At 59.5% G+C, this 13,723-nt stretch carries 12 protein-coding genes; 7 read left to right on the forward strand and 5 right to left on the reverse strand.

What is annotated here, in order from left to right:
- The first annotated feature begins 122 nt into the window (after positions 1 to 122).
- Positions 123 to 1,577, forward strand: coding sequence for a DEAD/DEAH box helicase (locus CLV45_RS10445; RefSeq protein ID WP_100337011.1), 1,455 nt, complete (start codon positions 123 to 125; stop codon positions 1,575 to 1,577).
- A gap of 218 nt (positions 1,578 to 1,795) precedes the next feature.
- A complete protein-coding gene (locus CLV45_RS10450) occupies positions 1,796 to 2,284 on the forward strand; it encodes a hypothetical protein (RefSeq protein WP_100336296.1) in 489 nt (162 codons plus the stop codon).
- 96 nt (positions 2,285 to 2,380) lie between these two features.
- On the opposite strand, the gene CLV45_RS10455 is transcribed toward CLV45_RS10450, so the two are convergent.
- From CLV45_RS10455 to CLV45_RS10465, 3 genes are all read right to left on the reverse strand, one after another.
- The gene (locus CLV45_RS10455; protein ID WP_157807408.1) at positions 2,381 to 2,551 is read right to left on the reverse strand and encodes a hypothetical protein; all 171 of its coding nucleotides are present in this window, start codon (positions 2,549 to 2,551) and stop codon (positions 2,381 to 2,383) included.
- 711 nt (positions 2,552 to 3,262) lie between these two features.
- Positions 3,263 to 3,892: a helix-turn-helix domain-containing protein gene (locus CLV45_RS25595; RefSeq protein ID WP_100336298.1), complete on the reverse strand. Its 630-nt coding sequence runs from the start codon at positions 3,890 to 3,892 to the stop codon at positions 3,263 to 3,265.
- Positions 3,893 to 4,236: 344 nt separating this feature from the next.
- Positions 4,237 to 5,994, reverse strand: coding sequence for a L,D-transpeptidase family protein (locus tag CLV45_RS10465; protein WP_100336299.1), 1,758 nt, complete (start codon positions 5,992 to 5,994; stop codon positions 4,237 to 4,239).
- 272 nt (positions 5,995 to 6,266) lie between these two features.
- On the opposite strand from CLV45_RS10465, the gene CLV45_RS10470 reads away from it, so the two are divergent.
- Both CLV45_RS10470 and CLV45_RS10475 read left to right on the forward strand, forming a co-directional pair.
- Entirely contained in the window at positions 6,267 to 8,054 is a 1,788-nt protein-coding gene (locus tag CLV45_RS10470; RefSeq protein WP_100336300.1) for a M1 family metallopeptidase, read from the forward strand.
- Between the two features lie 93 nt (positions 8,055 to 8,147).
- Positions 8,148 to 9,089 carry a cyanophycinase gene (locus tag CLV45_RS10475; RefSeq protein WP_100336301.1) on the forward strand — a complete coding sequence of 314 codons (942 nt, stop codon included), beginning with the start codon at positions 8,148 to 8,150 and terminating at the stop codon, positions 9,087 to 9,089.
- A gap of 202 nt (positions 9,090 to 9,291) precedes the next feature.
- On the opposite strand, the gene CLV45_RS10480 is transcribed toward CLV45_RS10475, so the two are convergent.
- Positions 9,292 to 10,272: an isoaspartyl peptidase/L-asparaginase family protein gene (locus tag CLV45_RS10480; RefSeq protein ID WP_100336302.1), complete on the reverse strand. Its 981-nt coding sequence runs from the start codon at positions 10,270 to 10,272 to the stop codon at positions 9,292 to 9,294.
- 150 nt (positions 10,273 to 10,422) lie between these two features.
- Between CLV45_RS10480 and CLV45_RS10485 the strand changes: the two genes are divergently transcribed.
- From CLV45_RS10485 to CLV45_RS10495, 3 genes are all read left to right on the forward strand, one after another.
- The gene (locus CLV45_RS10485) at positions 10,423 to 10,845 is read left to right on the forward strand and encodes a DUF3127 domain-containing protein (protein WP_100336303.1); all 423 of its coding nucleotides are present in this window, start codon (positions 10,423 to 10,425) and stop codon (positions 10,843 to 10,845) included.
- 224 nt (positions 10,846 to 11,069) lie between these two features.
- Complete coding sequence (locus tag CLV45_RS10490; RefSeq protein WP_100336304.1) at positions 11,070 to 11,945, forward strand: SDR family oxidoreductase; 876 nt, start codon at positions 11,070 to 11,072, stop codon at positions 11,943 to 11,945.
- Positions 11,946 to 12,035: 90 nt separating this feature from the next.
- Positions 12,036 to 12,662, forward strand: a complete 627-nt coding sequence (locus CLV45_RS10495; RefSeq protein ID WP_100337012.1) for an AlbA family DNA-binding domain-containing protein — start codon at positions 12,036 to 12,038, stop codon at positions 12,660 to 12,662.
- A gap of 503 nt (positions 12,663 to 13,165) precedes the next feature.
- On the opposite strand, the gene CLV45_RS10500 is transcribed toward CLV45_RS10495, so the two are convergent.
- Positions 13,166 to 13,699, reverse strand: coding sequence for a DinB family protein (locus CLV45_RS10500; protein WP_100336305.1), 534 nt, complete (start codon positions 13,697 to 13,699; stop codon positions 13,166 to 13,168).
- Positions 13,700 to 13,723: the final 24 nt, after the last annotated feature.

The raw sequence follows: 13,723 nt of genomic DNA on the forward strand, positions 1-13,723 counted from the left end.
GGCCAAAGGTTTCTTTTTCCGCCAAATAATACGCTCACCCGCAGCCCGCTTTTTGTAGAAAAAGGCTGCACCGGCCGTTTCAAGTAGTGCCGCGGCCTTTTTTCTTTTCCATTTCCTTTCTGATGACGTTCGACGAACTCAATCTAATTCCGCCCATCCTGCGTGCCCTGCACGAGGAAGGCTACACCACTCCCACGCCCATTCAGCAGCAAGCCATTCCGCATGTGCTCGACGGGCGCGACCTGCTGGGCGTGGCCCAAACCGGCACCGGCAAAACCGCGGCCTTCACCGTGCCCATCCTCCAGATTCTGAGCCAGACGGCCAAGCTGGAAAATCATTCCCACTCCCGGATCCGCTGCATGGTGCTCACCCCTACCCGGGAGCTGGCCATTCAGATCGGGGAAAGCTTTGCCGCCTACGGCCGCCACTTGCCGTTGCGCCACACCGTAATTTTCGGCGGCGTGGGTCAGCTGCCCCAAACCAACGCGCTAAAGCGCGGCGTGGAGGTGCTCATTGCCACCCCCGGCCGCCTGCTCGATTTGATGAACCAGGGCTTCGTGGATCTGCGCCACATCGAAGTATTCGTGCTCGATGAGGCCGACCGCATGCTCGACATGGGCTTTATCAACGACATCAAGCGGATTCTGCCCAAACTGCCGACCTCGCGCCAGACGCTGTTCTTCTCGGCCACCATGCCCGGCGCCATTCAGGAGCTGGCCGGCTCGATTCTGAAGCCGAACCCGGTGAAAGTGGCCGTAACGCCCGTTTCGAGCACCGCCGACACCATTACCCAATCGGTGTACATGGTGCAGAAAAACGACAAGCCCGAGCTGCTCGAGCATATCCTCAAGGATAAGGGCATCAAGCGCGTGCTCGTCTTCACCCGCACCAAGCACGGTGCCGATAAAGTGGTCAAGACCCTGGCCAAGGCCAACATTCCGGCCGAAGCCATTCACGGCAACAAGTCCCAGAACCACCGGCAGCGGGCCTTGTCCAACTTCAAAGCCGGCAGCACCCGCGTGCTGGTCGCCACCGACATTGCCGCCCGCGGCATCGACGTGGACGAGCTGACCCACGTAATCAACTACGAAATTCCCAACGAGCCCGAGACCTACGTGCACCGCATCGGCCGCACCGGCCGGGCCGGCGCCAACGGCGTGGCTCTGTCCTTCTGCGACGAGGAAGAGCGGGCCTACCTGCAGGATATCCAGAAGCTGATTCGCCGCCAGATTCCGGTGGTTTCGGATCATCCCTTCTTCAGCGTGTTCGTGGTGCCTGTGCCCCTGACCGGCGGCCCGGCCATTCAACGGCCTAAAGGCCCCGCGGGGCGGGCTCCCCGGCCCGGTCGCGGCGGGGAAGCCCGGCCACCCCGCGCGGCGGGTGCGGGCCCGGGTTCGGGTCGCTCCGGCGGTGGCAATTCGGCGGGCCGTAGTGAGTCGCGCCCCGCCGCTTCCAGTGGCGGGAGCCGCTCCTCTTCGGCCAATGCCAACCGGCCGGCCGGTGAGCGGACGCCCGGCAGCGGTAGTGGCAACGGCGGCCAGCGCCGGCGTTTCCGCGGCAACGGCGGGGGCCGCTAAGGCTGCCAACGCGCCCTTATAACTAGCAAAAGCCCGAACCAGCCCTTGGTTCGGGCTTTTGCTTTGGGCTCAGTTCCGTTTTGCTGGCTGGACAAGCAGGAGCTTTCACTTTTCCCGGCCGGGCTAGACTCAGTTTTGAAACAAAAAAAGTTGTTCTCGGCTTATTAAGCAGTCGGCGGCTTACACGCTTTCCGCTTCACTCATAACTTCGTATTTGTATGGCCCAGAGCACATTTCCGGTAATTCAGGCCCTGCGCGACACTGCCCAGCGCCTGGCCACGCAAGCGCCCTACCAGTGGGGCCACATGGGTAGCTGCAACTGCGGCCACCTGGCCCAGACCATTACGCAACTGACCAAGGCCGAAATTCACGCCCGGGCCATGCAGCGCTACGGCGACTGGGAGCGGCAGCTGCTTGATTACTGCCCTACCAGCGGCCTGCCCATCGACCAGACCATCGACGAAATGCTGGCCCTGGGCTTTACCCGCACCGATTTGACCCACCTGGAGCGGCTGTCGGACCCGACTATCCGGGCCGCCATGCCTTTTGAGCGCCGCAACGCCTTACGCCATAACTACCGCGACGACGTGGTGTACTACCTGCAGACCTGGGCCCAACTGTTGGAAAACCAGCTGCTGGGCAACATTGAGTTGCCGGCCGAGCTGGTTGGTGCCCTCGCCCCGACTCCGGTTCCGGTGGCCCAGTAAGTCGGGTTCAGATAAACTACGAAACGCCAAAGCCCCGCCGACTTTCGTCAGGCGGGGCTTTTATGTTGGTTCGCACCGAGTCGGTACGTAGGCTAGTTACTGGGTAACGTTGCTGCGCTGAGCATCCCGGTACATTTCGGCCCGGTGGTTACGCTTATAGGCAGCATCAGCGCTGGGGTCCTTCTCAGGGTCGGGAGCTTGCTCGCAGGAAGCGAGGAACAAAGAGCCGCACGCGGCGAACAGGAGGAACAGACGGGACTTTTTCATGGCCCAAAGGTAAGCACCGGCTCCAAAACAGCCAAGCATTCCGGCGCATCTATCCTACGCTCGGGAAGAGTAACTCTAATATTTATCGAGCACAGAAATGTAAAACCAATTGATAGGCCTTGGTCATCACCAAACTTTCACTTACATATAATAACATTTGACAACTACCCACCCCTGCATCATATCCCGTTGTTGCTCTTATTCCGCCGCCTTCCACTCTGGCGCTTCCCCTCGTGACGTTCGTTAACCCTAGCGTCGGGCGGCACTAAATAGATTAGCGAAAGAGCAGCTACCTTATATTGCCTTTTTCCACGCTTCTGCTTTGTCAAGCTTCTTAGCAAGTATCCCATCTTCCAGCTTTTTCTCAGACCCGAAGCTAAAATCACTAAAAATATAACTAACCCTGTAATACTAGAGACTACCTGAATATGAATTTTAAATCAAGTTCTACTCCTATACATACCACGTAACCATCTGATCAAAAGACTTATAAAAATCAACAAACAAGACACAGACACTACATACACCTCATACTATTTTATAAAATTATTACTACAAGCACAGCTGCGAGAAAAGCGTCTCAAGTCGAGAATAAGCGGGGCGTGGCAGACGAAATAACCGAAGGCTTCTTTCCAGTCTGCCAAATTGCACTGCGCACATCAAGCATTCCAGCCATCCGCTGAATCAGGGGATTACAGCTAAAAGCTGATGCTATTCGGGCTGGTAGTCAGCGAAGGTGCCGTCCTGGTAGAAGATAACGATACGCCGGATCTTTTTACCCGGCTCGGCCAGGGCCAACACCGAAGCAGGAGCAGTAGTTGCGGCTGGTTGGGCCGTACTCGGTTGCTCGGGGGTGGTAGGCAGTGAAGCGCTAGCAACGGGCGCCGCGGGTATTAAATTAGGTGCTACCGCCGGGGCTGTAAGGTCAGGGGCAGGCACCACCACCGGAGTTGGTTCAACGGGCGTTGGGGGTGGCGTTTCGGTGCGTACAGGAGGCTGCCCAGCTTCAGCCGCCGCAGCCAGGTGGGATGTCACAGCGCGCGGCCGCTTTTGCGCCGCCTCTACCGCACTAGCGGAGCTTTGGGCTACTTCGACTGGGGTAACAGGCGTTGGGGCTGCCACGGGCTCCGTAGCGGCTACCATTGGCTCAGTGCCGGTCAGAAGCCAAGCAATAGACAGCTCCGGGAAGGCGCCAATTATCTTTTGCACTACCTCCAGGCTGGGCTTGTTGCGCCCACTCAGGATATGACTCACAATTGGGCGAGCTACGCCAATAGCATCCGCAAACTGAGTTGGACTCAGTTGCCGGGCTTGTAATATGGCTCGGATGCGCTCAACCATGAAATCAGACTAATGATTTACAAATGTACGAAACAACTAGTCACCCAGCTGGCATTACCTCACTCATTACATATGTAACCAAAGATAAACCAATAGTTACTTTTGTAAAATACGTAATTACACCTACCCTGCTTGTTTACAAAAGTAAAACAAATGTAATCTACTGCCTCGCCGGTACGCTGACAGTACTTGGAGCCGGTTCACATGCTCGGCGTCGAGGTTTTGCATACTCTCGCTAGTCCGGTGCCCTAGCAATCAGTACTCTCGAGGAGAGCCATAAAAAAACTGGCTACCGACGGATGCGTCAGTAGCCAGTTTAAGTAAAGAGCAATCAGCTGAAATGCTTAGTCGAAATATTCCCGGGCCAGAGCCTTGTCGTGGTTGTAAATGTCCTCCCGGAAGTGCAGGCTCCCGGCTTCGTCAACCCAGGCCGTAAAGTATACCAGGTACACGGGCAGCTTTTCTTTCAGGGCCACATACTTTTCCTTGCGGTTGGCAATCGTGTCCTGAATGGTTTGCAGGTCCCAGCCGGGCTTATCGCGCAGCAGGTACTCGGCCAGCTTCAGGGGCTCCGCCACCCGGACGCAGCCGTGGCTAAAGCCGCGCTTGGTCTGGCTGAAGAGCTCGTCGTGCGGGGTATCGTGGAGGTAGATATCGTTCGAGTTAGGGAAGATAAACTTCACCTCCCCCAGGTCATTCTTCGGACCGGGTCGCCGCCGTACCGTGTACTTAAACGTTTCCTGCGTGATGCTCGACCAGTCGATGGAGCCGGGGTCAACGGCCACCGCTTTCTTGCCGTAGCCCTTCACCACTTCCATGTCCAGCCGGTCGAGGTACGAGGGGTCGTTGATCAGCTTGGGCTTGAGTTCTTTTTCAATGATGCTCCACGGCACATTCCAGTACGGCGAGAGCACGACATATTCCATCTTGTCGCTGAATACGGGAGTTGCGTTCAGGGTCTTGCCCACAATAACGCGCATGTCGAAAACTTCCTTGTTGTTTTCGATGACGTGCAGCTTGTAGTCCGGGATGTTGACCAGCAGGTAGCTGGGCTCAAACTTTTTGGGAATCCAGCGCCAGCGCTCCATGTTGAGGATGATCTGGTCGATGCGGGCCGAGATGGGAATATTAAGAGTCTTGAGCGTTTCGCCGCTTACAATGCCGTCGGCCTTGAGGCCGTTGAGCTCCTGAAACTGCTTTACTGCGTTGACCAATTCGCCGGTATATTTTTCGGCGGGAGCTGCTGCGGGTGTCACGTTGCCCGTGCTTTGAACGGGCGTCGTCGTGGCCGCCGGAGTTGCCGGGGTGGCCGCCGGAGCATCGCCGCCGAGCAGGCGCTTACGCAGCAAAGCTACGGCCGGCGACGAGTCGCCGGGCTTGAGCTTGGTGGTAGCGGGCAGCGTTGGCCAGCCGCCATTGCGCTGGACGGCGCGGTACTCGGCCAGGGCTTTTTTCAGGCGGTCGTACTCGGGGTGCAGGGGCTCGAACTCGTAGTACGGGTAGGTGCTTTCGCGCTCCTTGAGGATGGTCATCAAGGCCTTGTGCAACTTGATTTTGTTGCGCTTGACGTTCCAATCAATGCTTTTTACCTCGCGCGGATTCACCGTACCCCGGTAAAAGTCGGAAGCCCAGTTGAAGTAAGTACCTGACAGCGCGACGTCTATCTCCTTTTCCAGTGCGTTGCGCTTGGTAGAGTCCGACTTCGATTTCTCAAACTCGGCAAAGAGCTTGTCGAAGTCTTTCACCTTATAATCGCGCGGGTCCAGGCCTTCATCGGCGGCCTTGTTGATGACGCTGAGCAGGGTTTTGGCCTGGGGCACGAGTTCGTGGTTGCGGAACCAGCCCAGGCGGTATTCCCGCTCCCGGTAGAATTTCTTACCCCACTCCAGCTGGTCCTTGAAGGCCGGCTCGGCCCGCATATAGCGGATAACGTAGGTGCTGTCGAGCGTGGGCTGAGCCCCGCCCGCCACGGTGGGTCCGCCCGCTACGGCGTTCTGGATTTTATCTTTCTGGTCCTGGCTGCACGCCGAACCTAGCATGCTCAGGCTAATAAGCCAGAACAGCAGGACGGTAAGGAAAGCCGGACGATTCACTTGGTTCATGTACGTAGGTGTGGTGAGAGAGGCAAAATGACGGCTGCCGCTACGAGTAGATCAACAAGCTGACCAACGTGCCGGCGCAGCACTCTGCGCGTTCTACTGCATTCCGGGCCCTGGGGTTGTCGGGGAAGCAGAACTATACCACGCTGCAAGATACTAGTTTTGTCACCCAAACCCCGGCCGCCACCCCACAAATTCCGGTCGGGGATTAGGCTATATTTGCCGCCTTTCCCGTACAGAGTACCTATTGTTGCGCTCCTACTGTTCTGCTTCTTATGCTTACTCCCGACCCGCATAGCTACGCCCGCCCGGCCCAGGTGCAGGTGCGTCACCTGGAACTCGACCTGCAGGTTGACTTTTCCTCCCGCACCCTGCGGGGCCAGGCTACTTGGCAGCTCACCAACCACACCGGCGCCACCGAGCTCTGGCTCGATGCCCGCACCCTGCTCATTGACGCCGTGCACCTAGACGGCCCAAGTGGACCGGCTACCGATTTTGAGCTGGGCGCCAACGACCCGGTGCTGGGTCAGCCCCTGCGCATCACGGTGCGGCCCAACACGACCGTAGTCAGCATTCGGTACCGCACCGCCCCCGAAGCGGCGGCCCTGCAGTGGCTGACGCCCGAGCAAACGGCCGGCCGGGAACAGCCGTTTCTCTTTACCCAGTCGCAGGCAATTCTGGCCCGCACCTGGATTCCGTGCCAGGACTCGCCCGGGGTGCGCTTCACCTACGAGGCCCGGGTGCAGGTGCCGGCTCATCTGCTGGCTCTCATGAGCGCCGAGAACCCCCAGCAGCTCGACCCGCGCGGCACGTACTCTTTCCGGATGGAGCAGCCCATTCCCTCCTACCTCATGGCCCTGGCCGTGGGCAACGTGGAGTTTCAGTCCCTGAGTACCCGCACCGGTCTTTACGCCGAGCCCGCTACCCTGCCCAGCGCCACCCACGAGTTTGAGGACCTGGAAAAAATGGTGGCCGCCGCCGAGGAGCTCTACGGCCCCTACCGCTGGGACCGGTACGATTTGCTGGTACTACCGCCGAGCTTCCCATTTGGGGGCATGGAAAACCCACGTTTAACATTTGTAACTCCCACGATTCTGGCCGGCGACCGGAGCCTAACCAGCCTGGTGGCCCACGAGCTGGCCCACTCCTGGTCGGGCAACCTGGTGACCAACGCTACCTGGAACGACTTCTGGCTAAACGAAGGCTTCACCGTGTACTTCGAGCGCCGCATTATGGAGCGCCTCTACGGCAGCTCCTACGCCGACATGCTGCAGGTGCTGGGCCACACCGGCCTGCTGCACACCGTGGAAGAGCTCGGCGCGACCAGCAAAGACACCCACCTCCACCTCGACCTGGCCGGGCGGGACCCCGACGAGGGCCTCAATGAAATTGCCTACGAAAAGGGCGACTACCTGCTGCTGACCCTGGAAAAACTGGTGGGCCGCCCCAAGCTGGACACCTTTATTAAGGAATATTTCGCCCGCTTCAGCTTTCAGTCGATGGATACGGTTTCCTTCGTGACCTACCTGCGGCGGGAACTGCTCGACCAGCAGCCCGGTCTGGAAGAGCAGCTGCAGCTCGACGACTGGATCAACGGCCCGGGTATTCCGGCCGGGGCCCCGCCAGTTTCGTCGGAACGGTTTGCGGCGGTAGAAGCAGCTTTGCAGACGTGGCAGCACGGAACTCCGGCCGCCTCCCTGCCCACGGATCAGTGGAGCTCCCACGAATGGGTCCACTTTCTGCACGGCTTACCCAAAAGTTTGTCGGTGGAGCAGCTGGCTGAACTGGACGCGGCCTTCGGCTTTACCCAGTCGGGTAACGCGGAAATTCTGGCGGCCTGGTTTCCGCTGGCCCTGGCCGCGGGCTACGCCCCCGCCGGCGAAGCCACGGAAAAATTTCTGACCACCGTGGGCCGGCGTAAATTCCTGGTGCCAATTTATAAAGCCCTGCTGGCGGCCCCGGGCGGCCGGACGCGGGCCCAGCGTATTTACGCCCAGGCCCGGGCCAATTATCATTCCGTCGCCACCAGTACTTTCGATACAATGGTGGGCCAAACGGCTTAACTTACCGCTGAGCTTCGGTGGGTATGGCCTGAACCTTGCTTGCCCGTCCGGAGTTCTTTTCCTTTGGTACCCATTAAAAGTTGATTTGTCGCGTTGAAAGCACCTAAACCTCTCGGGAAGTTAATTGCCATTGGAGGCAATGAAGATAAAGGCACCTACCCCAACCCGCGCACCAAGAAAAAATACTACCTCAACTTCTTTGAGCTCGGTATTTTGAAGCGCGTCGTGACGGAGTCGGGCAAAACCAATCCGCGCATCGAGGTCATCACCACGGCCTCCATGATTCCGGAGGAAGTCGCCAAGATTTACGTGTCCTCGTTTGCCATGCTCAACTGCATGAACGTGGGCATCCTCGACATCCGGACGCCGGAAGACGCGCAGCAGCCCGAGTACCTGGCCCGCCTGCTCGAAGCCGACATCGTGATGATGAGCGGCGGCAACCAGTCGCGCCTGAAAATGATGTTCGGGGAAAGTGAGTTTCTGGACCGGATGACGGCCCGCTACTACAACGAACCCAACTTCGTCATTGCCGGTACCAGCGCCGGGGCCATGGCCATGTCCCACATCATGATTATGGGCGGCAGCGTACCGGATGCGCTGATGAAGGGCGCCGTAAAAATCGGAACCGGCCTGAGTCTGAACCGCAGCGTAGTAATCGACTCGCACTTCGTGAAGCGGGGCCGCTTCGGCCGCCTCATGGAAGCCGTGGCCCTGCACCCCAAGCTGATTGGTATCGGCCTGGGCGAAGACACCGGGGTGCTCATCACCGAAGGCAACCTGATTGAAACCATCGGCTCCAACCTGGTTATTATCATGGACGGCCACAACCTGCAGCACAACAACGCGGCGGCCGCCAAAAAAGGCATGGCCCTCTCGATGGAAAACATGACCCTGCACGTGCTGGCCAAGGGCAATACCTACGACATTGAGAACCGGAAGTTCTACGCCGACAAAACGGCCTACGCGCCGGTCCTTACCGTGTCGCCGGAACCGACGCCCGAAACGGCTACTGCCGCCCAGACCGCCACGGCCTAGCGGGTCAGCCCTAGTTATCAAATGCAGAACGCCGACTTTCTTCCCGAAAGTCGGCGTTCTGCATTTGACACTTTACTAGTCGGCAAAAGACGTTTTTTACTCCTTATATAATAGGCCCTAAAAGAACCCGCCCAACTATTCCTCTTCCAGCGGCGGCACCAGGGAAAAAGTTGGGCGGAATTTTTACGACTCAAAGGCTGGTCTAGTCCTTGTAAATGCCTACGTACAGAGAGCCGGTGGAACTGAGGCTGGCGCGGTACATGCCGTCGGAGTTAAAGGGCAGCGCTACATTGCCGAAGCTGTCGACAGCTACCAGGCCCCCTTCACCGCCCACGGGTGCCAGCTTGTCGTGCACCACGACGCGGCAGGCTTCGGCCAAGCTCAGGCCGCGGTATTCCATCAGGCAGGAAATATCGTGGGCCACCACGGCGCGCAGGAAAAACTCGCCGTGCCCGGTGCAGCTGATGGCGCAGGTGCGGTTGTCGGCAAACGTGCCCGAGCCGATGATGGGCGAGTCGCCGATGCGGGAGTAGCGCTTGTTGGTCATGCCGCCGGTGCTGGTCGCGGCGGCCAGGTTGCCGTGCTGGTCGCGGGCTACGGCGCCCACGGTGCCCATCTTTTTCTTGGGGTCTTCATCCACGAAAGCCACGGGCTCTTCCAGCGGGGCCTGCACGGCTTGGCTGTGGTCGAGGCGCATGCGGCCTTCGGCCAGGGCTTCCTGGAGCTGGTCGAAGCGGTGCTGGGTGAAAAAGTACTCGGTGGGCTGCATTGCGAGGCCAAACTCCCGGGCCAGTTCCTCGTTGCCGGGGTAAGCCAGCAGCACGTGCTCGGTTTTGTCCATCACCAACCGGGCCGCCCGAATCGGGTTCTGAATGTGGCGGGCCCCGGTCACGGCGCCGGCGGCGCGGTTGCGGCCGTCCATCAGGGAAGCATCCATTTCGTGGTGGCCCTCGTGGGTAAACACCGCCCCACGGCCGGCATTAAACAAGGGGCAGTCTTCGAGGCTGATGACGGCGGCTTCTACCGCATCGAGGGCCGCCCCGCCGTGGCGCAGCACGTCATAGCCAGTTTCCAGGGCGGCCTGCAGAGCCTGGCGGTAGTTGTGCTCGGCTTCGGCCGACATCAGGGTGCGGGAGATGGTTCCGGCACCGCCGTGCAAGGCCAAAGCAAAAGGAAAATCCATGGGCTGGGACGTATTTTAGTGAGCTGAGGGCAAGATCGAAAGGCAAAGATACGCAGCGGCGCGGTCCGGATTTTGGGCGGCGCGGGTAGCCATAACGCGTTTTTTTTCGTACGTTTGAATCAAGGATTTACCCACTTAACGATTTTTTTTATGGCTTACGACGCTACCGGCCGCCTGCACGAGATTTTTGACGAACAGCAGGTGAGTGAGAAATTCCGCAAGCGCGAATTTGTGCTGGAAGTTCAGGATGGCCAGTACCCTGAGCATATCAAGTTCCAGTTGGTTCAAGATAAAACGGCCCTCATCGACTCCTTCAAAGTTGGCGACGAGGTAAAAGTTACCTTCAACCTGCGGGGCCGCGGCTTCAACAAGAACGGCCAGATGCTGTATTTCACCAACCTGGAAGCCTGGCGCATTGAGGCCGGCACGGGTGGCGGGGCTCCCGCCGGCGGTGGTTACAACCAGCAGGCTGCTCCCCGCGCTGCTGCTCCCGCTCAGAATCAGAACCCGAACCTGCGCGCTGCTCCCGCCGCGCCCATCGCCGGCGACGACGACAACGACCTGCCCTTCTAAAGCCAGCTGGTTGTCGGGCGCTAGCCCTGCACCTGTACAAACGGAAGCCGGAACTCCTGCCTGGGAGCACCGGCTTCCGTTTTGCATGTAGGCCCAGGGCTGCCCGCTCCGGCGCTCATTCGTTAAAAAGGAAAACTTCCGGGTATCGTTTTATCGTTTAGGAATTGTCCAGCCCCGGCCGGACCATTTTCCAGTGCTTTTCCGCTCCCCTCTTCTGCCCGCTCATGGCTGCGCTTGCTGATTCCCATTCCCTGAATGGAAAAAATATTCTCATTACCGGCGCCTCGGGTGGTATCGGTCAGGTGACGGCCCGGGAGCTGGCCCGGCGCGGTGCCCACCTCATCCTGGTGTGCCGCAACCCCGACAAGGCCGAGCAAACCAAAGCCCTGATTCAGCAGGTCAGTCCCGCGAGTGCACCCGACGTGCTGCTCTGCGACTTGTCGCGGCTGAGCGAGGTGCGGACCTTGGCGGCGGAAATTGCCAAGCGCTATGCCACGCTCGACGTGCTCATCAACAACGCCGGCATCCTGCCCGGGCCCCTGACCATTACTGACGAAGGCCACGAGCTGAGCTGGGTTACCAACCACCTGGCGCCGTTTCTGCTGACCAACCTGCTGCTGCCCCTGCTGGACGCGGCCGGGCAGGCCCGGATTATCAACGTGGCCTCCGAAGCGCACTGGCTGGGTGAAATCGAACCGGCCCAGACGTTTCGCAACGCCCCGGACAAGTACAGCTCGTTTACGGCCTACTGCGACTCGAAGCTGGCTAACATTCTCTTTACCAGCGAGCTGGCCCACCGCCTGGAGCTCACCGGCATTACGGCCAACTGCCTGCACCCCGGCATTGTGGATACGGGCCTCGTAAACCCGGGCAGCTCCCGGGTCCTGAAGCTGCTCTGGAAGCTGGCCCGCCCCCTGATGGTAACGGCCGAAGTGGGCGCCAAAACCAGCATCTTCCTGGCTACCGACCCCAAAGTAGCCTCCGTCAGTGGGCGCTATTTCAAGAACAGCAAGCCCGCCCGCACCTCCTCGACGGCCCAGAACCGGGCCGAAGCCAGCCGGCTGTGGCGCATTTCGGAAGAAGAAGCGGGCCTGGAGTAATTCCCGGGTGGGCCATTGTTACGTACACTAAGCGGGGCGCAGCCAGCCCGGATTACGTTGCTCCGGCACTTGGCGGGCACCACCAAAGCTATGTCAGAACTACAGGAACTCATCCGGCACGGGGAGGGTGAACGGCTGGAATTCAAGAAGAAAACCACCCACCCGACCCGCATTTCCCGCACCCTGGCTTCCCTGGCCAACACCCACGGCGGCCGGGTGCTGGTGGGCGTCGACGACGACGGGCGCATCGTGGGCGTGCGCGACGCGGAAGAGGAAATGTACGTGCTGCGCCTGGCCGCCGAGCAGTACATTGACCCGCCTATTCCGCTCAATTTCAAGGAGGTGGAGGAAGAAGGCCGCACCGTGCTGATTGTGACCGTGCGCGAAAGTACCCACAAGCCCCACCGGGCCCAGGTAGCCGAGGGCGACTGGCGGGGCTACGTACGGGTGCGCGACGAGAGCGTGCAAACCAGCGGCCTGACCGAGAAAATGTTGGAGCGGCAGCAGCCTCAGCAGCAGCTGGAAAAGCTGCCCCTCAACCGCCACGAGCTGGCCGTGCTCGACTACCTGCGCAAGCATCCGCGCATCACCCTAGCCCAGTACATGCGCCTGGGCAACCTGGGCAGGCGCCGGGCCTATCAGACCCTCATTAAGCTCACCTTGCACGGCTACATCCGTCACCACGACAAGGAAAAAGAGCCCTACTACACGCTCTAATTCGCCGCTGACCATTTTAGTAGTCCATATCAGCTGGGCAAAATACTCTAAGCCAAGTAGCAGTCGTCCTAAGCCTCGCCTCAATCATCTAAAGCTAAGTCGCAGCCGTCCTAAGCTTGGCCGCAATGCTCCAAACCGTTGCCTGCCTCGATTGTCCAAAGCTTCGCCTCGATCTTCCCAAGCCTCGCCGCAGTTGTTCAAACCTTGGCCATGGATTTTCACCCTGCCCCTCAAAACGCAGAATCCCCCGGCATCTGACTTCAGATACCGGGGGATTTTCAGCTTTGTAACAAAGCCCAAGACAGGCTATTCGCTGCTACTGTTCTTGGCGCGTTTCTTCTCGTCTTTGGCCGCCTTCTTCTCCTTGGTGGTTTTGGCGGGCTCCTTTTTCTTCTCTTTGCGGGCGTCTTGTGCTTTAGCCATGATGCAGGTTGATTTGGGTAGAAATTGAATTCCTAGGTTCCTAACGCAATGCAGCGCGTAGGTGTTGTGTGAACGGCCACTTAGCTCATGGCCGGAAAATACCGCTCGCGCAGGATGCTCAGGTGGTGTAGCTCGTGGCCGGGAATGATGAAGAGCAGGGCCCGCACGCTGGCCGGGCCGCCGTTGGCCGAGCCCGTGCGCGCCAGCTGGGTTTCCGAAAACGACCGAAACAACGCAATAGTGGCGGCCCGCACGGCGGCGTACTCCTCCAGGATGCTGCTCATCGTCCGCTCGTTGGCCTCGGAGGCGGGCACGTAGTCGTCCTGCTCGAAACCGGGCAAATCGGTTTTATCATTGCGGGCCATGCGCAGGGCGCGGTAGGCAAAAATCCGCTCGGTATCGATGACGTGGACCAGCACTTCCTTGATGGTCCACTTGCCGGGGGCGTAGGCAAAGCGCGCCTGCTCGTCGGTGAGCTGGCCCACGGCCTGGTGCAGGGCGTCGGGCAGCTTTTCCAGCATGTAGAGCGGGGCGGCGCCCGCGGGAATGTGGCGGATGTAGGTGTCGTAGTAGGGCAAATACTGGCCTTCGATGGGCCGCTCGGTGGTGGACATAGACGGTGGAGCTTGGTATCGGGG

Source organism: Hymenobacter chitinivorans DSM 11115 (genome assembly GCF_002797555.1).
Taxonomy (GTDB): domain Bacteria; phylum Bacteroidota; class Bacteroidia; order Cytophagales; family Hymenobacteraceae; genus Hymenobacter; species Hymenobacter chitinivorans.